Below are 21,943 nucleotides of genomic sequence, written 5' to 3'. Positions count from 1 at the left end.
ACGCGCCACGTTCGGCAAGTCGTTTGCCCACGCGGCGGCCCGAACAGACGTTAGCCTATGCATATGTCCGTCCCCTCGGTCCCAGCGGCGCCCCTTCCCCGTCCCGCCTGGGCAGATCTGTCAGTGCGGGCCGAGCTGTCCCAAGCGCGTCGTCGGGTACTCGAGGAGATTGAGCACGCCTCGCACCCGCTGACCGCAGCGCATGTGGCCCGCACCCTGAATCTGCACCACAACACGGTTCGCGAGCACCTGGACGCCCTGGTGGAGGCGGGCCTCGTGAACGCATCCACCAACCCCACCGGGCGTCGCGGACGCCCCGCCCTGCAGTACGCTCCCGCCGGCCCAGACCCGGCGCGAGTGGCCGGGTCCTACCTGGCCCTGCTGGACGCCGTTATCGACCAACTCGGGGACGGCGAGCAGGCGCGGGAACGCGCCAAGGCAATCGGCCGCCGCTGGGCACAGCTGACTCCCGCCGATCCGGCGAGCCCAGTCCCGCAGGCGGGGCGCCCCGAGACGCAGCTGACGGCCCTGGCGCAGCACCTGTCACTTATGGGCTTCGCCCCCGACTTCGACGGCGAGCAGCTAGTGCTCAAGGCCTGCCCCCTGGTGACCTCCTCGCGCCCGCCCCACCCACTGGTGTGCGTCATGCACGAGAGCTTCCTCAACGAGCGCTACGCCCGCTGCCGGGCAGGCGCCGAGTCCGAGGCCGCGCCCCGGGCAAAGGGTGCCGCCGCCCACCTCACGCTGTCCCCGCTGCGCCCCGACGGCTGCCACGTATCGTTCGCAGCCCACGGAGGTCCCTCCTGCGGACACACCGGAGACCACACGCTCAAGCGGTAACCCTCAGATACCCCATGGCGCCCTTCTCCATATCGGCGAAGGCGTGGCTGACGAGCGTGTAGGTACCCGGGGCGGGGGGAACGCATTCGACGAATCCGCCCTGTGCGGGCTGAAGCCCCAGTGCCTGCCCGCCACCGGACCAGGCGGCACCGATCTCCTCGGGTCCTCCGAGTGTCCAGGCCCCCTCGCTGAAGACCTGGTCGAACTGTAACCCGACGGCGTGAAACGCCGTCGGCAGCGAAGGCCCTGCATCCAGCACCCAAATGCGCACCCGCTCCCCCGGAGCCGCCACGAGCGGCCGGTCGCGGTACTGGAAGGCGGTGCCGTTGAAGGCCAGCAGATCGGGGGTCTTGGCGCTCACCTTGTCCGCGTCGGTCTCGTCTCCCTCGGGGCCGAGGTAGATCTCCGACTGGATCAGCAGGTACTCGCGGTCGACCTCGGCGAGCCCGGGCGGGTCAATGATGACGGCGCCATACATACCGGAAGCCAGGTGCACACTCATCGGTGCGGTGGAGCAGTGGTACAACCAGATACCAGAGCGCTGCGCCTCGAACTCGTAGACGAGGGACTCACCGGGGCCGACGGAGCGCATCACCTCATCCGGCGGGACCACGCCTGCGTGGAAGTCGATGGAGTGGCTCATGGATCCGTCGTTGACCAGGGTGATGCGGAAGGTGTCGCCCACCTTGCCGCGCAGCACCGGGCCGGGCACCTGCCCGTTGTACGTCATGCGCCGCTGGGTGACACCGCCGCCCACGTACATGCTCTGCTCGGTGACGGTGAAGGTGTGCTCGTGGACGGTGACCGGCTCGGCCGGTGCCAGGGCGGCATCGAAGGCGGCCACGTCGTCGGGCAGGGTGGCGGCATAGTCGGGGACGGCCCCGCGAGCCGCGGAGGCAGCCGACGGAGACGAGGTGCTCCGCCCCGAGGCAGTGACCTGCAGGACCATGCCCTGGGCGCGGTGCCCGGCGATGGAGCACCAGCCCTCCAGCGGGCCTGTGACAACGCCGGCCTCAAGGCTGCCGCGCTCCCCCGCAGCCACCCGCCCGGTGGAGGCGGTGGTGCCGTCAGCGAGCCGGAGCACCAAGTCGTGGACCTGGTCGCCGGTGTTGTCCAGCGTGACCTCCAGCCGGTCGCCTACGGGAACCTCCACTGTGTCAGGCACGAAGCGCATACCCTCGACACCCACGGTCACGCGCGTGGTCCGGCCGGTGGCCGCAACAGAGTCATCGCGCCGCCGGCTCGCCCCGCCTTCCCGCCAGACGGCAGCGGCTGCGCCTGCCGCCACGGTGCCGCCGACCGTCAGCAGGCCTACAAGCGCCCCGCGGCGATCCAGGCGCGTCGCGCCCGGGTCCGCACTGCCTGCCCGGAGGCGCCCGCCCCGGCCGACAGCGGGGGCGGTGCCGGCGGTGACGGCCGCCCGGTCCGCTCTTGACCCGGCGTTCCCGGCGCGGTCCTCCCGGCTGTAAGCGTCACTAACGTTACTCATGCGTCCTCCTGCGTGCTGCGCCGGTTCCCGTCCAGTCCGACGGCGGGATTCTTGGTCGGGCGTGATTCAGCGCCACTCACACGGCCGCCTTCCGTACGTCGGTAAGCAGCCCGCCGCACGCTCAGGACGATCCCCACCGGCACGTAGGCAACCGTGAGCCCCGCCGCCACGCCTCCGGCTAGCCGCACGCTCCAAGGCAGCGGCTCGGCGACCGCCGCTAGGAGGCACAGGTTCGCCGTCGTCACTCGCCAGGCGGCGCCACGGTCCATAAGCGCGTTGGCTGCGCGTGCGGCTGCCGGTCCGCCGCCCAGCATGACCGGGGTCAGGTAGCTCAGGGCGGCAGCCACGATCTGCAGGGCGAGTCCTCCGCCCAAGGCAAGGCGGGCGTCGTGTATGACATCGCGGGCGGCGGCTACGTCAGCGGCCAGGGTGACACCGGTGCCGATGAAGCCCGCACAGGCCAGCAGCCAGCCGACGGCGGCCGCCGCGCTCATGGTGGCAAAGGAGGTGGGCCTAACACGCCGTGCCGTCACCGTTGCCGGCAGGATCACGGTAAGGGCGCCGACGAGGTACACGGCCACGCCAATGCCCGCCGCCGGGCGCCACACGCCCGCGCAGCCGGTGGTGGCGGTGCCGACCACGAGCGCCGGCAGGCCCCGGCTGGCCAGGCGGGCCGCCGTCGGCTCCATCCTGGTGCGCAGCATGGTCGGCCACAGTACCGTGAGCGTGCCCAGCACGGTGATGCCCACAAAGCCCAGCAGCATGGTGGTGGTGTGGGCGAGGTAGAGGACGTCGGCCAGATGAAGCTCGCCGCGACCGTCCGCCCAGTGGACCAGGTACCCCAGCGCCGCGCCCGCGGCCAGGGCCGTCAAGGCGGCGAGATAGTGAAAGGTCAACGGCGCCATCGCGGGGGCGAGCGCACGCCGGTACTGCACACCGAGCGCCACCACGCCGACTGCGGCCGCGGCCACCACCACGCTCACGCCCGCCAGGGCCACCGCGGTACGGCCGGCAGCGATGCCGACCAGCACCGCAATGGCGCCGAGGCTGTGGGCGTATAGGCGCGCGTCCAGCAGGGCCGCGCCGCCGAGGGCGGGGCGGTGCAGCAGGGTGTCGGCGAAGTGGGCCGACCACACGGTGATGGCCGAGCCGACGCCGCCGAGCAGCAAGGCATGCAGCGGTAGCCAGGTGCCCCATGCCGCCAGCGGCCCGCCGATGACGCCTACCGCGAGTGCGGCCGTAGCAAGGAACCAGGCCAGCACTACGCCATTGCGCCGGATCTGGGTACTACGCCGACGGTTTCGGCGGGACGCCCCACCCGGTCCGGAGCGAGCCTGCCGCCCGTCTCCTAGGCGGCTATCGGTGCCACCGGCTAAGGCCACCTTGTTTTCCACGTGGCACACCGTAATAAAATGGATGGGCTCCCGGCAATCGGTCGTGCCGCGCGCGGTTCCGGGAGCGCGACCGAAGTCCGCGCGCACACCGTGGCCTAAGGCGCAAAGGCGTCTGCCAGCACGATTGAAGAACTAATCAGGAGGTATCCGTGAGCGAAGACCCAAAGCTGATCCCGATCCAGGAGACCCACTCCCACAGCAGCTGCGGCTGCGGGGCAGTGGAGGCCGAGCGCATGTGCCTGGACGTGCGCCCCATCCCCCACCGGCTGCGTCATCCGGCGGTCCTCGGCGCGGTCTCCTCCCTGGGAGTGGGTGAGGGCTTCGACCTGCTCGCACCACATGTGCCCACACCGCTGCTGGCGCAGATCGACCAGCTGCCCATGGCCGTCAAGCACACGCTGCTGGAGGCGGAGGACGGCTTCGCCCGCGTGGAGATCGTGCGCGTCGGCTGACTACCATCCCCCGCATGAGCGCGCCGCCCGTCACCCTCGCGCCCGAGGCCATCCCCACACAGTTGGTGGACCGTTTCGGGCGCACCGTGCGCGATCTGAGGATTTCGGTGACCGACCGCTGCAATCTGCGCTGTACCTACTGCATGCCGGAGCACGGCCTGCAGTGGCTGCCCTCCCCGCAGCTGCTCAGCGCGGCCGAGATCGCCCGCCTGGCCCGTCTGGCCGTGGAGCGACTGGGGGTGGAGCGAATTCGGCTGACCGGCGGGGAGCCGCTGCTGCGCCGGGATCTGGAGGAGATCGTCGCGGCGGTGTCCACCCTGCGCACGCGCCGCGCCGGCGCCAAACCGGACATCGGCCTGACCACCAACGGCCTGGGCCTGGACAAGCGGGCCGCCGGTCTGCGGGCGGCTGGCCTGGACAGGGTCAACGTCTCCATCGATGCCCTCGCTCCGGAGCAGTACGCGGCGGTGACCCGCCGGGACCGGCTGGAGGACGTGCTGCGCGGCGTCGCCGGGGCGCAGGCGGCCGGACTGGACCCGATCAAGGTCAACGCGGTGGCTCTGCCTGCGGATCTCGCCGAGCGTGCCCCGCAGTTGCTGGCGCAGTGCCTGCGGCGCAGGTGGAGGCTGCGGTTCATCGAGCACATGCCACTGGGTCCACGTGGTTCCTGGCGTGCCGAGGACGTTGTTGACGCGGCGCACGTGCTTGACGTGCTGAAGCGGGCCGGCTTCTCCCTCACCCCCCTGGGCCGTCCGGACCGGCGTCCGGCAGCGCTTTGGGAAGTTGCCGCGGGGGTCGGTCCGGACGGGCAGGAGTACCCGGCGGGGCAGGTAGGAGTGATCGCCTCGGTGACCGCGCCCTTCTGCACCGACTGCGACCGCACCCGGCTGACGGCCGACGGCCGCCTGCTGACCTGCCTGTTCTCGAGCACGGAGACCGATTTGCGCGGCCCCATGCGCGCCGGGGCCGACGACGAGGAGCTGATACGCATCTGGGCGGCCGCCACGTGGGCCAAGCCCCGCGCGCACGGCTCCGATGATCCGCAGGCAGGTGACAGCGGATTCACGCTGCCCGCCCGTACGATGTCAGCGATCGGCGGTTGACCCGGCCAACGCCGCAAGCAGCAACAACAAGGAGATGAGCTTGTCCAACACCTCCGCGAGCACTGTCGGCACCATTGCCATTGAGGTGCACTACTTCGCCGCCGCCGCGCAGGCGGCGGGGCGTACCGAGGAACGGCTGGAGCTGCCCCCAGGCACAACGCTGGCGGGCCTGCGAGAACTACTTGCCGGGCGCGGACTGGAGATGGCCAAGGTAATCGGCGTGTCCAGCTACCTGGTCAATTCCCTCTCCGCTCCGGCCGACTCACTGTCCGAGCTACACGACCGTGACCGGGTCGACGTACTGCCGCCCTTCGCGGGTGGCTGACTGCAGCCTCGCCGGCGGGGGTTAGCCCACCTCGCTTCCTCAGTCGGCGCATAGGGCAGGCCCCACCCCTCAGGGCAGATTGGACCAAGCGCTAGAGCCGTCGGAGAAGATCTGCTGCTTCCAGACGGGCAGCCGGGCCTTGACCTCCTCGACGATGTCGTGCACCGCTCCGAAGGCGGCAGCGCGGTGATCGGCACTGACCGCCACGGCGAGCGCGGTCTCCCCCACGGCAAGCTCGCCCACGCGGTGCGCGACCGCGAGCGCGCGCAGTCCCTCCCGGTCGGCGATCTCAGTGGCGATTGCCGTAAGCACCTCGTTCGCGCTGGGGTGGGCCGAGTAGCGGATAGCCCTCACCCCGCGCCCGCCGTCATGGTTACGTACCCTGCCGTCAAAGGTGGCCACGGCTCCGGCGGCCGGATCCGCCACTGCGGCTGCAAGCCGGGCGGTGTCGAGCGGGTCAGAGGTGATCCCAGTGCCCGCGACCCGGGCAGGACGGGACGTCGACACCCTCGCCGCGGCCCCGGCACCGGAGGCGGCAGAGCGCTCTGGGGTCGGATTGGTATGGATCTCCTGGGACACCTTCTTCTCCTCTTCGCTGTCACTCGCGTCGCCGGCCCTGCCCGCCGCTCCCCTGGCATTTCCCCTGGCATTGCGGCGGCGAGAACGGCTCCCGGGGAGGTTACACGGCCCTAAGGGCCGACGCGGTCCTGCCCCGCCGCGCAGACAGGGCATGATGTTCCGGTCGGGGCATCGCCTCCGCCCGACGCGTCGGCGCCCGCACCTGGCAACCCCGCCCCATAGCCCGGACCCACAACTGCACGCTCACGCCTCAAGGATCTCGTCATGACCGAACCCATGCTGCCGCCCGATGAATACCTCGCCCGGGTGCTCGCCGCGCTGACGCCGCTGGCCCCGGTCGAGGTATCACTGGGGCATGCCCACGGCCTGGTCCTGACCGAGGACGTGCGGGCCGCAGTACCGGTGCCGCCCTGGACGAACTCGGCCATGGACGGCTACGCCGTGCGCGCCGCGGACGTCGCCGGGGCCGCGACCGCCCCCGTTGCCCTGCCGGTGGCGGGCGACGTGCCGGCGGGGACGGTGCCCGGGCCGCTGACCGCTAGGACGGCCCAGCGGATCATGACCGGCGCCATGCTGCCCGAGGGCGCCGACGCGGTGGTCAGGGTGGAGGACACCGACCAGGCGCCGGGCGCGGGTCCGCCGCCGGCCCGCGTAGAGGTGCGCGCCGCCGTCGTCCCGGGGGATAACGTGCGACGTGCCGGTGAGGACGTGGGCGTGGGCGACCAGGTGCTGCGGGCGGGCACCGTGCTCAAGGCGACCGCGGTGTCGGCCGCCGCCTCCGTGGGCCGGTCGACGGTGCGCGTGGTGCCGCGGCCGCGCGTCGGCGTCGTGGTCACCGGGGCGGAGTTGGCTGATGCGGGGCGTGACCTGGCCGCCGGCACCATCCCGGACTCCAACAGCCTGCTGCTGGCGGGGCTGGTGGCCGAGCACGGCGCCCGGCTCGGCACCGTCTCCCGTGCCGCCGACACCCCCGCCGCCTTGGCCGCTACCCTGCGCGCGGCGGCCGCCGACGCCGATCTGCTGGTCACCTCCGGGGGCGTTTCGGTGGGGGCCTTCGACCCATTCACCGCCCTGGCCGCGGCCCGCGGGCAGGCAGACGGCCCCGCCGGGGACGACGTCGAACTGGCTACGGTCAAGGTGGCGATGCAGCCGGGCAAGCCGCAGGGCTACGGCACCGTGCGCGCGCAGGATGGGCGCCGGGTGCCGGTGATCGGTTTGCCCGGGAACCCGGTGAGCGTACTGGTGTCCTTCACGACGATCGTCGCCCCCGCCCTGGCGCGCCTGGCCGGGCACGAGTTGAACGTCTCCCGGGACGGCGGCGCGCTGATGGCGACGGCCCGTGCCGCCGTCGGCTGGCACAACCCGCGGGGGCGCCGCCAGCATGTGCCGGTGCGCTTCGTTGCGCCGCCGCAGCAGCGGCCCGCGGGCGTGGAGAACGGCGCCGCCTGGGTGGCGCCGTCGCACCGGCTGGGATCGGGGTCCCACCTGGTCGCCTCGCTGCCCGCCGCACAGGCGTTGGCGGTTGTGGAGGCCGATGCCGATGGCGTAGACGTCGGTGACCAGTTGCGCCTGCTCGCGCTGTCGGCGCCCGCCGGGCCGCTGCCGCACCCGGCCCAGTAACCGCGTGCCCCTGCACAAAACCGCCTGATTCCAACCGTGCCGAGGAGACCCATGCACCTGTTCCGCCGCAAGCCCGCCCCTGTCCGGGCGCAGACGTCCACCACCGCCGACGACGCCGCGGCCACCACCGCGCCTCCCGAGCCCGCTGCGGACACCGCGCCCGCCGGAGCGGCGGACGGTCGGCCCATCCGCCTGACGCACCTGGACGACTCCGGGGCCGCCCGCATAGTCGACGTATCCGCCAAGCAGCCCACCGTCCGCACGGCCACCGCGACCGCCTTCGTGGCTTGCTCCCCCGCGATCATCACGGCTCTGCGCGAAGACGCCGTCCCCAAGGGCGACGCGCTGGCGGTGGCGCGCATCGCCGGGATCGCAGCCGCCAAGCGGGTTCCGGAACTACTGCCGCTGGCGCATGTGATCGGGGTGCACGCCTGCGCTGTGGACCTGCGCATTGAGGAGGATGGCGTGCGCATCCAGACGCTGGTGCGCACCGCCGACCGCACGGGTGTGGAGATGGAGGCGCTGACCGCGGCCACGGTCGCTGGACTCGCGCTGGTGGACATGGTCAAGGGCGTGGACCGAACCGTGGCGCTGCGCGAGGCGAAGGTGCTGTCAAAGTCCGGGGGCCGCTCCGGCGACTGGGTGCGTTCGGAGGACGCCGGGCAGGAGAACAGGTGACGGAGACGGGACGGCTGGATGTTGTCGTGCTCGCCGGCGGGACAGGGCGACGCCTGGGAGGGGCGTCGAAACCGGACGTGATGGTTCGCGGTGCCCGCCTGCTCGACCATGTGCTGGGCGGGGTTGAACGCGTGCGCGAGCAACTGCCGTCAGGTCAAGTGGTTGTGGTGGCGCCGCCGGCGGTGGCGGTGCCGACCGGAGTTCTGCGGGCCCTGGAGGAGCCGCCGCTGGGCGGGCCGGTGGCGGGAATCGCGGCCGGGCTGGCGCGGCTCGCCGCCGTCGAGCAGGCAGCGGCAAGCGATCCGTCCGGGCCGACGGGCGCCGTCGTCGACAAGCACTTGAGCGCCGTCGTCACCTGTGATGCTCCGGATTCCTGGCGGGCCCTGCCGCTGCTGCGGGAGGCGCTGGAGGGACGTGCCGGAGCCGACGGCGCCTGCGCGGTCGACGGTGATCATGTCCAGTACCTACTGGGCGTGTACCGGACCGCCGCGCTGGTGGGGCGTGTGGCACCCGGGGGCGCGGCGCTGCGCGATGTCGCGGTGCGGCAGGTGCTGGGCGGGATGGATCTGGTTCGGGTAGACCTGTCCGCACGGGGAGAGGCCCTCGCCCGCGCCGCGCGCGACCTGGACACCTGGGAGGACATCCGCACCTACTCCTCCTCCCCTCCCCGCCGAGACCGGCACTAGTAACACACCGAAACCGGCACCAGTAACGTGCCGAGGAAGCCGCACCGCCGCCCACAGACACGTTTCAAGACATCCTCAAAAATACCTATCCACAGGGCGCGCGGAGATAGATGGCGTTAATAGGCGCATCTAGTGCACGCTTCCGTCATGAGCAATGGCGCCACTCCCACCAACGAGTCCCCCGTGATCCCTACCGCACTCATTCGTCGCTCCATTGTCGGGCGAAACCTACTGGAGAGCGAAGTCCGCTCCGGGCAGCTCACCCAGATTCGACGCGACGCGTACATCCATCTCCCTCCCGACGCCGCAGCCTGGGAACGACAGACCGCGATGCACGCCGTGATGCTGGAAACGGTGCGCACTGACGAACTCAGCGGTGTGGTAGTTCTGGAAAGCGCCGTACTGATGCACGGAGGAAATACCTGGCACGCCCCGGACGCGTTGCACCTCGCGGTTCCCTTTCGTGTCCACGGACTACGTCGTCCGCCGACACGCCGCGACCCTACGCGTCCACCCAGCCGCGATCTGAGCCCGCTCGACCGTCGACGCGCTCTCGCCAGCCGCGCGCTCCATCGTCACCATTTCCAGATTCCTGACACCGACGTCATCACTATCGATGGAATACGTGTGACCGGACTCGAACGAACCATCGAGGACTGCGCCCGGTACCTCCAACCGGATGCTGCCCTGGTGGCCGTCGACTCCTTGATGGCGATCGCCACCGGAGCTCTAACTCCCCCTACTGACACGAAACAGCCGGGGTACCGCACCATCAACCGTCCCTGGGATCGCGCCGCCGAGATCAACCGGGAAGCGAGTATGCTGCGAACGCGAATCATGGATCGGTTGAGTCGTCGCCGCGGCGAACGCGGGGTGCGGAGGGCCAGGGCCGTCATTGAAGCCGCCACTCCCTGGAGCCAATCGCCCTATGAGACAGAGCTGCGCAGAATCTGCCTGGCGAATGGACTCACAGCACCGACTCCACAGATGCCGCTGCACACCGAGACAACCACCTTCTTCGCAGATCTCGGCTGGCAGAGCCTGCGGAGAGCGGCGGAAGTGGATGGGCTGATAAAGCTACGTCACGATCCGGACGCCGTCCGCGCCCGCCAAGCCGCACGCGATGACGCCTTCATCGATCAGGGGTTCGAAATCGCGCATTTCTCGCCAGACGAGGTGCGCGATACCGATCGAGCGCTAGAAAGGCTCCGCGCCCTGCTGCCCCGCACCGCATGCGAGAGCCGCCCGGTCAGTGGGCTTCGAACCAAACGCGAGCGCACGCGCGCCGCGGAATGATTGTCAGGCAGCCCATGCAGGTCTCCCGCCATGTGCAGCCGGCCGCCCGGATCGCGCGCCTCAAACGCACAGGTCATTAGTGCCGCTCTCGGCACGTCACAAGTGCCGGTCTCGGCACGTCACAAGTGCCGGTCTCGGCACGTCACAAGTGCCGGTCTCGGCGGGGCGGGGCGGGGCGGGGCGGGGCAGGGACAGGAGGGGTGGGGCGGTCAGTGGTCGCCGCCGCCGAGCTGCTCCAGGACGTGCGGAACCAGGGGCCCCACCACGGCGATGGTGTCCTTGACTCCTCCGCGCGAGCCGGGCGCGTTGACCACCAGCACGCCGTCGGCGTCGCGACCGGTGACCCCCACGAGCCCGCGGGAGAGACTTGACAGTGGAGTCTGGGTCAACCCATAGGCGCGGATCTGCGCCTCGACGCCCTCCAAGCGCACCGCCAGCAGCGGGGCGGTGGCCTCCGGGGTCAGGTCACGCGGGGTGACGCCGGTGCCGCCGGTAGTCAGCACCACGCGCGCACCGGCAGCAATGGCCTCCTCAATGGCGGCGCGCACCGGTTCCACCCCGTCGGGCACCACCTTCACGGCGTCGACCAAGACGTCGTGCTTTCGCAGCAGCCGCGCGGCCAGGGGACCGGAGACATCCTCCCGCTCACCGCTCACGCAACGGTCGGAGACGGTAATCACGGCGCCCTTGACAGGTGCGGGCAGCGGATGCAGCCCCTTTTGAGGCACGGGAGCATCTGCGGGGGCGACTGAGGCCGACGCCGTGGGCATGCCGGAGGAAGTGGGCGCTGTCTGCTGACTCATGCCGGACACGGTAGCCCGAGAACCCGGCCAAAACCCCTTCGACCAGCACGGATACTCCCACACCCGCCTCGCACCGGATGCCTATTAGCTCACATCAGACTTGCTTATTACGGTCCCCTCCGGAAAAAACATGAGGTCGGAGAACCGCGAAATCAAGCCAGGCACGGCCACGACGAATGGGGAACGCCCAGTTCAGGCATCATGTCCTGACCGCGCAGGCAGGGACGCCCCGCCCACGCGCAAACCGGTTCACCCGGAACAGCTCACGGTTACTCACCCCCTACCCACAGGAGTTACAGCACCATGAGTCAGCTCGATACCTCCGGCCGCGTCCTGACCGGTTGGAACCCGGAGGAGCCGGACGGCTGGTCGGCGTCCATCGCCTGGCGCACCCTGGCCATCACCACCTTCTCCCTCATGCTCGGCTTCACGGTGTGGTTCCTGCCCAGCGCCGTAGCCCCGCGCCTGAACGAGATCGGCTTCGAGCTGACCACGAACCAGATCTACTGGATCACCTCCATGCCGGGCCTGTCCTGCGCGGGGCTGCGCCTGATCTACATGTTCCTGCCCGCGACCATCGGCTCGCGCAAGATGATCGGCTGGTCCTCCCTGCTGTACGTCCTACCGATGCTCGGCTGGTTCTTCGCCGTGCAGAACCCCGCCACCTCCTTCGCCACCCTGCTGGCGCTGTCCTTCACCTGCGGCATCGGTGCCGCCACGTTCTCCGGCTACATGCCCTCCACCGGCTTCTTCTTCCCCAAGCGCCTGTCCGGCACGGCGCTGGGCCTGCAGGGCGGACTGGGCAACATGGGCATGAGCGTCATCCAGCTGGCCGCCCCGTTCCTGATGAGCACGAGCCTGCTCGGGCTCACCTGGGTGGCCCCCTACTCCGACGGCGCCCCGCGGGTCTTCAACGCCACCGTCTTCTTCCTGCCGTGGTCCCTGATCGCCGCCGCCCTGGCCTTCGCCTACATCAAGGACGTGCCGGTCAAGGCCAATATCAGCCAGCAGCTGGACATCTTCGGCAACATCGACACCTGGCTGATGACGGTCCTGTACATCATGACCTTCGGCATCTTCTCCGGCTTCGCCGCGCAGACCGCCAACATCATCAACAACAACTACGGCGCCTCCTCCCCGCTGGCACAGACACTGGCCGCCGCCGAGCTGCCCAAGGGCGCCTCCTACGCCTTCATCGGCACACTGCTGGGCTCCTTCCTGCGCTTCGCCTGGGGTCCCCTGTGCGACCGCTTCGGCGGCGCCATCTGGACCTTCGTTTCCGCCGTCGGCATGGCCGTCACCATGACCTTCTGCGGCTGGCAGGTCGCCACCGCCGACGACGCCGGCGACTTCCCCGTATTCATGATCGGCCTGCTGGCCATGTTCTTCTTCGCCGGGGTGGGCAACGCCTCCACCTTCAAGCAGATGCCCATGATCATGCCCAAGCGCCAGGCGGGCGGGGCGATCGGCTTCACCGCCGCCGTGGCCGCACTCGGGCCGTTCCTGGTCGGCATCGCCCTGACTCTGATGTCCACCTCCACATTCTTCTACGGCTGCGCCGTCTTCTGCGTGGTGTGCGCCGTCATCTGCTGGATCCGCTACGCCCGACCCTCCGCCAAGCGGCCCGGCTGACACTCCCGACGACGACGCCGTGTCACCGCCGCGGCCGCACCGGATCGGCGGCCCGGCCGACTCATCACACCGCTTCAAGTTCCGCCCATACCTCCAGCCACCCCGCCAAGGACCCGCGATGAGTACACCCACCGCCCCGATCGTCCCCGGACCCGACGCCAGGGTTGAGAACGCCCCGGGACTGTTCGCCCTGGGCTCCTACCTGCGCCGGGGAGAACCATCCGCAGACGCCCGCCGGCTGTTCCTCGAAGGCGGGCGCGACGCCGACTCCTTCTACCGGCACCGGTGGAGCCACGACAAGATGGTCCACTCCACCCACGGGGTGAACTGCACCGGCTCGTGCGCCTGGGAGGTGTACGTCACCGACGGCGTGATCACCTGGGAGAAGCAGATCACCGACTACCCCACCACCGGGCCGGACATGCCCGAGTACGAGCCCCGCGGCTGCCCGCGCGGTGCCGCCTTCTCCTGGTACACCTACTCCCCCACGCGCATCCGCTACCCGTATGTGCGCAGCGTCCTGCTGGACGCCTTCCGCGCCGCCCGGCAGCGCCACGACGGCGATGCCGTGGCCGCCTGGGCGGAGGTCACTGGAGATCCGGAGACCTCCCGCGCCTACAAGTCGGCGCGCGGGCGGGGCGGAATGGTGCGGGTCGGCTGGGACGAGGCGATGGAGCTCATCGCCGCCGCCTACGTGCACACCATCCGCACCTGGGGGCCGGACCGGTGCGCCGGGTTCTCCGTCATCCCGGCCATGTCGATGATCTCCTACGGGGCCGGCGCCCGCTTCCACGAGCTGATCGGCGGCACCATGCTGTCCTTCTACGACTGGTACGCGGACCTGCCGCCGGCCTCCCCGCAGGTGTTCGGAGACCAGACCGACGTCCCGGAGGCGGGCGACTGGTACAACGCCCAGTACCTGATCATGTGGGGGTCGAACCTGCCGCTGACCCGCACCCCGGACGCGCACTTCATGACTGAGGCCCGCTACCACGGGCAGAAGGTGGTGGCCGTCTCCCCCGACTACGCCGACAACACCAAGTTCGCCGACCAGTGGCTGCGGGTGGCCCCCGGCACCGACGGGGCGCTGGGCATGGCCATGGGGCACGTGATCCTGTCCGAGTTCCACGTCGGGCGGCGCGAGCCCTTCTTCCTGGAGTACATGCGCCGTCACACCGACGCCCCGTTCCTGGTGGAGCTGGTGCCCGCCCCCGACGGCTCCGGGACGGTTCCGGGCCGCTTCGTCACCGCCGACGGCGTGGCCGGGGTGGCCGACGACCTGCCCCGCGGCGAGTTCCGGCCGCTAGTGTGGGACCGCGAGCGCGGCCCCGCCGACCCCGGCGGCACGCTGGCCGACCGCTTCACCCCCGAGGGCGAGGGCAAGTGGAACCTGCTCATGGAGGGCGTGGACCCGATCATGTCCATCGCCGACCTCGCCGACGACGGCGCGGCGGGCCCATCCTCCCAGGCCGCCGACGCCGCGGGCTCGCCCGCCCCGGCAAGCAGCGTCGTCGTCGAGCCGACGGAGATCCTGCTGCCCCGCTTCGACCTGCCCGGCTCGCAGACCCCCACCGGCAGCGTCGGCGGCGGCGTAGCCCGGCGGGGCGTGCCCGCCACCCGCCTGCCCGACGGGCGGCTGGTCACCACCGTCTACGACCTGCTGCTGGCCGACTACGCGGTGGCCCGTCCCGGCCTGCCCGGCCAGTGGCCGGCCGACTACCACGACGCCACCGTCCCGGGCACGCCCGCCTGGGCCGGCGAGCTGACCGGCGTGCCGGGCCCGGCCACCATCCGGGTGGCGCGGGACTTCGCCGTCAACGCCATCGAGTCCGGCGGCCGCTCCCAGATCGTCATGGGGGCCGGCATCAACCACTACTACCACGCCGACCAGATCTACCGGACCCTGCTGGCGCTGACCTCCATGTGCGCCACCCAGGGCGTCAACGGCGGCGGCTGGGCCCACTACGTCGGCCAGGAGAAGGTCCGCCCCATCGCCGGCTGGTCGCAGTTCGCCTTCGCCCTGGACTGGCACCGGCCCGCGCGGCAGATGATCTCCACCGGCTTCTGGTACCTGACCACCGACCAGTGGCGCTACGACGATACCCCGGCGGACCGGCTGGCCTCTCCGCTGGGCGCCGGCACCCTGGCGGGCAAGACCGCCTCGGACACCCTGGTGGAGGCGATGCGGCGCGGCTGGACGCCCTCCTATCCGACCTTCGACCGCAACCCGCTGCTGCTGGGGCAGCAGGCCGCCGCCGCGGGCATGGACCCCAAGGACTACGTCGTCGACCAGCTGACCCGGGGCGAGCTGCGCTTCGCCTGCGAGGACCCGGACGCCCCGGAGAACTTCCCCCGCATCCTGGCCTCCTGGCGCACCAACCTGCTCGGCTCCTCCGCCAAGGGCACCGAGTTCTTCCTGCGCCACATGGTCGGCTCCGGTGGCGACGTGAACGCCGTCGAGACCCCCGCCGGACGCCGCCCGGTGTCCATGACCTGGCGGGAGGAGGCTCCCCAGGGCAAGTTGGACCTGATGTGGACGGCGGACTTCCGCAACACCTCCACGACGCTGCACTCCGACGTCGTGCTGCCGGCGGCCACCTGGTATGAGAAGTACGACCTGTCCACCACGGACATGCACCCCTTCATCCACTCCTTCAACCTGGCGATCGACCCGCCGTGGGAGGCACGCAGCGACTTCGACATCTACCAGCAGCTGGCCGAGCTGGTCAGCGCCTGGGCGCCCAAGTACCTGGGCACCCAGACCGACGTCGTCGCCGCCCCGCTGACCCACGACACCCCCGACGCCATGACCATGCCGCACGGGGACACCTCCGCCCTGCCGCAGGCGTGGGTGCCGGGCGTGACCATGCCCAAGCTGGTGCCGATCGAGCGGGACTACACCCAGATCCGCAACAAGTTCAACGCCGTCGGCCCCCTCGTGGAGTCCCCCGGCATCCCCATCAAGGGCATCATGCTGCACCCGGAGCGGGAGATGGAGCGACTGCGGCGTGCCCACGGCACCGGCGTCGGCGCGGCGGCGGGCCGCCCACTGATCAATACCCCCATCCGGGCCGGCGACGCCGTCATGCACATGTCCGGCGCGACCAACGGGCACCTGGCCACCCAGGGCTGGCAGACCCTGTCCCGGCGCACCGGCACTCCCCTGGTGGAGCTGAGCGAGGAGGAGGCCGGCAAGCAGGTCACCTTCGCCGACACCCAGGTCAAGCCGCAGCCCGTGATCACCACCCCGGAGTGGTCCGGCTCGGAGCACGGGGGCAGGCGCTACTCGGCCTTCGTGGTCAATGTGGAGCACGCCAAGCCGTGGCACACGCTCACCGGCCGCATGCACTACTACCTGGACCACGACTGGATGCGGGACATGGGTGAGTCGCTGCCGACCTTCCGCCCGCCACTGGACTTCGCCGCCCTTTACGGGGAGGCCGCACCCGGGCAGGTGGGCACCACCCCCGACGGCGCAGTGCAGGTGGCCGTGCGCTACCTGACGATCCACAACAAGTGGGCGATTCACTCCCAGTACTACGACAACCTGCACATGCTCACCCTGGGCCGGGGCGGGCAGACCATCTGGATGAGCCCCGCGGACGCGGACAAGATCGGCGTACGGGACAACGAGTGGGTGGAGGCCTACAACCGCAACGGGATCGTGGCCGCGCGCGCGGTCGTCTCCCACCGCATCCCCGAGGGCACGGTGTTCATGCACCACGCCCAGGAGCGCACCATGAACACGCCGCTTACCGAGGCCTCGGGACGCCGCGGCGGCACCCACAACTCGCTGACCCGCATCGTGCTCAAGCCCAGCCACTTCGCGGGCGGCTACGCCCAGCTCTCCTACGCCTTCAACTACATCGGCCCCACCGGCAACAACCGCGACGAGGTCACCCTCATTCGTCGTCGCACCAACCAGGAGGTGACCTTCTGATGAAGGTGATGGCCCAGATCGCCATGGTGATGAACCTGGACAAGTGCATCGGCTGCCACACGTGCTCGGTCACCTGCAAGCAGGCGTGGACCAACCGCGAGGGCACCGAGTACATGTGGTTCAACAACGTCGAGACGCGCCCCGGCGTCGGCTACCCCAAGGGCTGGGAGGACCAGGAGCGCTGGCGCGGCGGCTGGGAGCGCACCGCCGGTGGACGGCTGCGGCCCCGCTCCGGCGGGCGCCTGCGCCGGCTCGCGCAGATCTTCGCCAACCCTGACATGCCGGGCGTTCAGGACTACTACGAGCCGTGGACCTACGAGTATGACCGGCTGCTGTCCGCCCCGAAGGACTCCCCCAACATTCCGGTGGCGCGCGCCAAGAGCCAGCTGACCGGCGAGTACCTGCCCACGATCCAGTGGGGCCCCAACTGGGACGACGACCTGGGCGGCTCCACCCAGACGCTGCCCGAGGACCCGATCGTGGCGGGCATGAGCCGGAAGGTCGCCACCGAAATCGACCAGACCTTCATGTTCTACCTGCCGCGCATCTGCGAGCACTGCCTGAACCCGACCTGCGTGTCCGCCTGCCCCTCCGGGGCCATGTACAAGCGCAGCGAGGACGGCATCGTGCTGGTGGACCAGGACGCCTGCCGCGGCTGGCGCATGTGCGTGTCCGCCTGCCCGTACAAGAAGGTCTACTTCAACCACGCCACCGGCAAGGCCGAGAAGTGCACCCTGTGCTACCCGCGCCTGGAGGCCGGCCAGCCCACCGTCTGCTCCGAGACCTGCGTGGGGCGGCTGCGGTACCTGGGGGTGCTCCTGTACGACGCCGACCGGGTCTCCCAGGCGGCCGCCGTCGCCGACCCGCGGGACCTGTACCCGGCACAGCGGGAGATCCTGCTGGACCCCCACGATCCGGAGGTGGTGCGGGCGGCCCGGGATGCGGGCGTGCCCGCCTCCTGGGTGCAGGCCGCCCAGAACTCCCCCGTGTGGGACCTGATCTCCACCTACCGGGTGGCACTGCCGCTGCACCCGGAGTACCGCACCATGCCAATGGTCTGGTACATACCGCCGCTGTCGCCGGTAGTGGACGAGGTCGCCGCCGCCGGCCTGGACGGGGAGGACCACCGGGTACTGCTGACCGCCGTGTCCGAGATGCGCATCCCCCTGGAGTACCTGGCGGGCCTGTTCACCGCCGGGGACACCAACGCGGTGGAGCTGGTGCTGCGCCGACTCGCGGCCATGCGCTCCCACATGCGGCAGGTGCACCTGGGACGTGAGGCCGACCCGGCCATCGCCGCCGCCGTCGGCATGAGCGGACAGGAGCTGGAGGCCATGTACCGGCTGCTGGCCATCGCCAAGTACGACGACCGCTACGTCATCCCCACCGCCAGCCCGGAGGTGCCGCGCGGCATGACCGCCATGGGTGAGGATGTGCGCACGCTGCTGGGTGAGGGCGCTCCCGCCGCCTGCGGCTCCGCCGCCGCATCCCAGGGCGTCGGCGGCCCGGTGAGCCTGCCGCTGCCGACCGTGCGCCGTTCCCCGGTTCCGTCCGCCGGCCCCGGCGTCGGGGTGGGCCAGGCCGGCCGAGCCGAGGGCAGCTGACATGGCGATGAAGACCGGTGAAGACGTGGCGCCGCCGGTGGCCGCGGTGAGGGTCGACGCCGCCACGCGGGCGATCGTCCATATGAGCGTCTCCCTGCTGCTCGACTACCCGGCTGAGGGCACTTTCACCGAGCGGCTCGACGCCGTCGCCGCGGCCCTGGCCGACGCCCCTGGGCTACCGGAGGCGGTCCGCGCGCCGCTGGAGGCGTTCGTGGCGCAGGCGCGCAGCCGGGGCACCCGCGCCCTGGCCGAGCACTATGTGGAGGTATTCGACCGGCGCCGGCGCTGCTGCCTGTACCTGAGCTATTACGCCGTCGGCGACACCCGCTACCGGGGCGCCGCGCTACTGGCGTTCAAGCAGGCCCTGGCCGCTGCGGGCTACGAGCTCGAACGCGACGAACTGCCCGACTACCTGCCGGTGGTGCTGGAGCTGAGCGCCCGCAGCGGGGATGAGATCGCCGACGTGCTGCTGTCCTCGCACCGGGACGGCCTGGAGGTGCTGCGCCGGGCCCTGGTCGACGCCGCCTCCCCCTACGCCCGCCTGCTCGACGCCGTCGTCGCCACCCTGGAGCCGGTGGATGAGGCCACCGCGCAGCGGGTACGTGCCCTGGTCGCCGCCGGCCCGCCCACCGAGACGGTGGGTGTCACCGACACGCTGCCCTTCCCGACCATGCCGCCGACGACGCCCGTCGGCTTCCCGTCTGCATTCACCACACAGGAGCAGTCATGAGCACCTTCGAGTCCGCGGTCCTGTGGACCGCTCTGCCCTATGTGTCCTTCATCCTGCTGGTGGCGGGGCTGATATGGCGATACCGCACCGACCAGTTCGGGTGGACCAGCCGCTCCTCCCAGTGGCAGGAGTCGGCCATCCTGCGCTGGGCGTCTCCCCTGTTCCACTTCGGGATCCTGCTGGTAGCGCTGGGCCACTTCATGGGCCTGGTGATACCCAAGAGCTGGACCGAGGCGGCCGGTATCCCCGAGCACGTCTACCACCTCATGGCCGTGATCCCCGGCTCGATTGCCGGGCTGATGACCCTGGTGGGGCTGGCGGGACTGCTCTACCGGCGCATCGTGGTCAAGTCGGTGCGCCTGGCGACCACGCGGAACGACATCTTCATGTACGTGCTGCTGGCGGTGCCCGTGTGCCTGGGCGCGTGGGCGACGCTGTCCACGCAGTTGCTGGGCGGCGCCGACGGCGGCTACGACTACCGGGAGACGATCAGCCCCTGGTTCCGGTCGGTCTTCGCCCTGCACCCGGCCCCGGAGCTGATGGCGGACGTGCCCATGGTGTTCAAGCTGCACATTGTGGCGGGCCTGCTGCTGTTCGCCGTCTGGCCCTTCACCCGGCTCGTCCACGTGGTCTCCGCGCCGCTGGGCTACGTGACCCGGCCATACGTGGTCTACCGCTCCCGCCCGGGCGCCACCGCAACCGTGCGGCCGCGCCGCGGCTGGCAGCCGGTGCGCACGCAGGGCACCGGTAACCAGGGCGCCGACGACCTCACCCCCTCCCAGGGTGCCTAGTCGTCTGTGTCTGTCTCCTACGCCGAGGTCGGTAGACGTTACGTCTACCGACCTCGGCGGTTATATCTACCGGTCTCGGCATGTAACAAGTGCCGCTCTCGGTGAAGGTGGGACGCAGCGGTTGCCGGTAGCCTCGCCGGTGGGGCCCAGGCCTCGCACCACGACTCGAAGGAGACGCCCACATGCACCTGTCACGTCGCAGAGCCTCGGCCACACGCCGCACCGCCCTGGCCACCGCCGTGCTTACCGCAGCCCTGTCGCTCACGGCCTGCGGCGCCATCGGCTCGCCGTCCTCCAGCACGGAGTCCCCCAACGCCACCGCAACCAACGCGGGCGCTAACGACCAGGTCGTGGTCTTCGCCGCAGCCTCGCTCCAGGACGCCTTCGAGGAGATAGCCGATGACTTCCAGCGGGCCAACCCAGGCGTCTCCGTAGTCTTCGACTTCCAGGGCTCGCAAGACCTGGTATCCGCCCTGTCCGAGGGCGCGGCAGCCGACGTGCTCGCCACCGCCAACAACTCCACCATGGACGACGCCGCCGCCCAGTCCCTGGTCGCGGACCAGTCGGAGTTCGCCACCAACGTGCTTACGCTCATTGTCCCGGCTGGCAACCCCGCCGGCGTCACCGGCATTGACGACGGTACCCTGGCCGGGGCCGACCTGGTCATCTGCGCACCGGAAGTGCCCTGCGGGGAGGCCACCCGAACGCTCGCCACCCGGCTAGGCGTGACGCTGGACCCGGTTTCCGAGGAGCAGAAGGTCACCGACGTGCGCGGCAAGGTCGCCTCAGGGGAGGCCGACGCCGGCATCGTCTACACCACCGACGCCGCCGATGCGGGCAACGCCGTCGAGGTCATCGCCCTTCCCGACAACGACGTCGTCAACCACTACCCGATAGCGCTCACGCGGGATACCGCGGTCCCAGATACCGCCCAGGCATTCGTCGACCTGGTCCTGTCCGACGCCGGGCAGGCGGTGCTGGCCAAGTACGGCTTCGGCGCCCCCGCGGCCAAGTGACCCGGCTCGGAACCGCATCCGGCACCAGGACCGCATGGGGAAGTGCTACCGCCCGGTCCCGGGCCGCCCGCACCCGCCTGCCGGCGACCGTTGTGCTCCTGGCATTAATCGGTGCCTGCGCCACCCTGCTGCCCCTTGTCGGCCTGGGAACCCGGGTGGACTGGGCCCAGTTGCCCACCCTGCTCGGCTCGCAGTCCGCCCGCCTGGCGCTGGGCCTGTCGCTGCGCACCTGTGTCCTGGCCACACTCGTCTCGGTACTCCTGGGGGTGCCGCTGGCGGTCGTGCTCGCCCACGAGTGGCCCGGCGTGCGTGTGGCCCGGGTGCTGGCGGTGCTGCCCATGTCCATGCCGCCGGTGGTGGCCGGCACGGCCCTGCTGGCCACGCTGGGCAAGCGGGGCCTACTCGGCCCGCTCCTGGGCGGGCTCGGCATACAGGTCTCCTTCACCACGACCGCCGTGGTGATCGCCCAGGTGTTCGTCTCCATGCCCTACCTGGTGGTCACGTTGGAGGCGGCCCTGCGCTCGCGCGACACCCGCCCCGAGACGATCGCCCGCACGCTCGGAGCCGGCCCGACGACGGTGCTCACCCGCATCACCCTGCCGCTGGCCGCCCCGGCCCTAGCGCGCGGCACCGCATTGGCACTGGGGCGCAGCCTGGGCGAGTTCGGCGCCACCATCGCCTTCGCCGGCTCGCGTGAGGGCGTCACCCGGACCGTGCCGCTGGTGATCTACCTGGAGCGGGAGTCCGACGCCCCGACCGCCCTGGCGCTGGCGGTGGTGCTGATCGCCGCATCGTTCCTGGTGGTGGGCGCCACCGGCGTGCGCTGGGATGTGCTTGGCCGGCGCCTTCGTCAGCGTCTGCAAGGTCCGCCAGGCACGACGCCGTCCCACCCCCAAGGTGCCGACCCCACCAGCACAGCCGCCCACCTCCCAGACGGCACCCCCGCCGCCCCCCGGGCAGGCAAC

The 21,943-nt window shown here is 70.8% G+C and carries 19 protein-coding genes; 15 read left to right on the top strand and 4 right to left on the bottom strand.

Annotated features, from left to right (window positions below):
• Positions 1 to 63: 63 nt before the first annotated feature.
• Complete coding sequence (locus GZ997_RS07205) at positions 64 to 840, top strand: helix-turn-helix domain-containing protein (protein ID WP_161923821.1); 777 nt, start codon at positions 64 to 66, stop codon at positions 838 to 840.
• Here GZ997_RS07205 and GZ997_RS07200 read toward each other — a convergent pair.
• Entirely contained in the window at positions 830 to 2,329 is a 1,500-nt protein-coding gene (locus GZ997_RS07200) for a multicopper oxidase domain-containing protein (protein WP_162679411.1), read from the bottom strand. The two genes, GZ997_RS07205 and GZ997_RS07200, sit on opposite strands and share 11 nt — an antisense overlap.
• The gene (locus tag GZ997_RS07195) at positions 2,326 to 3,723 is read right to left on the bottom strand and encodes a hypothetical protein (RefSeq protein WP_343212295.1); all 1,398 of its coding nucleotides are present in this window, start codon (positions 3,721 to 3,723) and stop codon (positions 2,326 to 2,328) included. Before GZ997_RS07195 ends, GZ997_RS07200 begins: the two co-directional genes overlap by 4 nt.
• Positions 3,724 to 3,872: 149 nt before the next feature.
• On the opposite strand from GZ997_RS07195, the gene GZ997_RS07190 reads away from it, so the two are divergent.
• From GZ997_RS07190 to GZ997_RS07180, 3 genes are read left to right on the top strand one after another with little or no spacing between them, the layout of a single operon-like run.
• On the top strand, positions 3,873 to 4,175 hold the full coding sequence (locus tag GZ997_RS07190; protein WP_162679410.1) for a DUF2249 domain-containing protein: 303 nt from the start codon (positions 3,873 to 3,875) through the stop codon (positions 4,173 to 4,175).
• Between the two features lie 14 nt (positions 4,176 to 4,189).
• Entirely contained in the window at positions 4,190 to 5,278 is a 1,089-nt protein-coding gene (moaA, locus tag GZ997_RS07185; protein WP_162679409.1) for a GTP 3',8-cyclase MoaA, read from the top strand.
• Between the two features lie 34 nt (positions 5,279 to 5,312).
• Positions 5,313 to 5,603 (top strand): MoaD/ThiS family protein, encoded by a 291-nt coding sequence (locus GZ997_RS07180; protein WP_162679408.1) that lies wholly within the window; start codon positions 5,313 to 5,315, stop codon positions 5,601 to 5,603.
• A gap of 69 nt (positions 5,604 to 5,672) precedes the next feature.
• Here the strand turns inward: GZ997_RS07180 and GZ997_RS12740 are convergent, their stop codons facing one another.
• On the bottom strand, positions 5,673 to 6,071 hold the full coding sequence (locus GZ997_RS12740) for a molybdenum cofactor biosynthesis protein MoaE (RefSeq protein ID WP_308807225.1): 399 nt from the start codon (positions 6,069 to 6,071) through the stop codon (positions 5,673 to 5,675).
• A 375-nt stretch (positions 6,072 to 6,446) separates the two neighbouring features.
• Between GZ997_RS12740 and glp the strand changes: the two genes are divergently transcribed.
• The 4 genes from glp (at position 6,447) to GZ997_RS07155 (ending at position 10,462) form a co-directional block, all read left to right on the top strand.
• A complete protein-coding gene (gene glp / locus GZ997_RS07170) occupies positions 6,447 to 7,802 on the top strand; it encodes a gephyrin-like molybdotransferase Glp (RefSeq protein WP_162679406.1) in 1,356 nt (451 codons plus the stop codon).
• A gap of 186 nt (positions 7,803 to 7,988) precedes the next feature.
• Positions 7,989 to 8,480: a cyclic pyranopterin monophosphate synthase MoaC gene (moaC, locus tag GZ997_RS07165; protein ID WP_162679463.1), complete on the top strand. Its 492-nt coding sequence runs from the start codon at positions 7,989 to 7,991 to the stop codon at positions 8,478 to 8,480.
• On the top strand, positions 8,477 to 9,166 hold the full coding sequence (locus GZ997_RS07160) for an NTP transferase domain-containing protein (protein ID WP_343212294.1): 690 nt from the start codon (positions 8,477 to 8,479) through the stop codon (positions 9,164 to 9,166). Before moaC ends, GZ997_RS07160 begins: the two co-directional genes overlap by 4 nt.
• Positions 9,167 to 9,313: 147 nt before the next feature.
• Entirely contained in the window at positions 9,314 to 10,462 is a 1,149-nt protein-coding gene (locus GZ997_RS07155) for a hypothetical protein (protein WP_162679405.1), read from the top strand.
• A gap of 209 nt (positions 10,463 to 10,671) precedes the next feature.
• Here GZ997_RS07155 and GZ997_RS07150 read toward each other — a convergent pair whose 3' ends face one another.
• The gene (locus GZ997_RS07150; RefSeq protein WP_162679462.1) at positions 10,672 to 11,232 is read right to left on the bottom strand and encodes a MogA/MoaB family molybdenum cofactor biosynthesis protein; all 561 of its coding nucleotides are present in this window, start codon (positions 11,230 to 11,232) and stop codon (positions 10,672 to 10,674) included.
• 336 nt (positions 11,233 to 11,568) lie between these two features.
• On the opposite strand from GZ997_RS07150, the gene GZ997_RS07145 reads away from it, so the two are divergent.
• From GZ997_RS07145 to modB, 7 genes are all read left to right on the top strand, one after another.
• The gene (locus GZ997_RS07145) at positions 11,569 to 12,897 is read left to right on the top strand and encodes an MFS transporter (protein WP_162679404.1); all 1,329 of its coding nucleotides are present in this window, start codon (positions 11,569 to 11,571) and stop codon (positions 12,895 to 12,897) included.
• Between the two features lie 118 nt (positions 12,898 to 13,015).
• Positions 13,016 to 16,837, top strand: a complete 3,822-nt coding sequence (locus tag GZ997_RS07140) for a nitrate reductase subunit alpha (RefSeq protein WP_162679403.1) — start codon at positions 13,016 to 13,018, stop codon at positions 16,835 to 16,837.
• The gene (gene narH / locus GZ997_RS07135) at positions 16,837 to 18,441 is read left to right on the top strand and encodes a nitrate reductase subunit beta (RefSeq protein ID WP_162679402.1); all 1,605 of its coding nucleotides are present in this window, start codon (positions 16,837 to 16,839) and stop codon (positions 18,439 to 18,441) included. Before GZ997_RS07140 ends, narH begins: the two co-directional genes overlap by 1 nt.
• Before the next feature lie 7 nt (positions 18,442 to 18,448).
• Complete coding sequence (gene narJ, locus GZ997_RS07130) at positions 18,449 to 19,171, top strand: nitrate reductase molybdenum cofactor assembly chaperone (RefSeq protein ID WP_238994341.1); 723 nt, start codon at positions 18,449 to 18,451, stop codon at positions 19,169 to 19,171.
• Positions 19,168 to 19,962, top strand: coding sequence for a respiratory nitrate reductase subunit gamma (narI, locus tag GZ997_RS07125; RefSeq protein ID WP_162679400.1), 795 nt, complete (start codon positions 19,168 to 19,170; stop codon positions 19,960 to 19,962). Before narJ ends, narI begins: the two co-directional genes overlap by 4 nt.
• Before the next feature lie 182 nt (positions 19,963 to 20,144).
• Positions 20,145 to 20,978 carry a molybdate ABC transporter substrate-binding protein gene (modA, locus tag GZ997_RS07120; protein WP_162679399.1) on the top strand — a complete coding sequence of 278 codons (834 nt, stop codon included), beginning with the start codon at positions 20,145 to 20,147 and terminating at the stop codon, positions 20,976 to 20,978.
• A 92-nt stretch (positions 20,979 to 21,070) separates the two neighbouring features.
• Positions 21,071 to 21,943: molybdate ABC transporter permease subunit (gene modB, locus GZ997_RS07115; protein ID WP_343212293.1), on the top strand; the 873-nt coding region annotated here is incomplete at its 3' end.

It is taken from the genome of Actinomyces sp. 565 (assembly GCF_010365615.1).
GTDB lineage: Bacteria > Actinomycetota > Actinomycetes > Actinomycetales > Actinomycetaceae > Actinomyces.
Note: the sequence above shows the minus strand (reverse complement) of the source record. Positions and strands in the feature narration are given on the sequence as shown.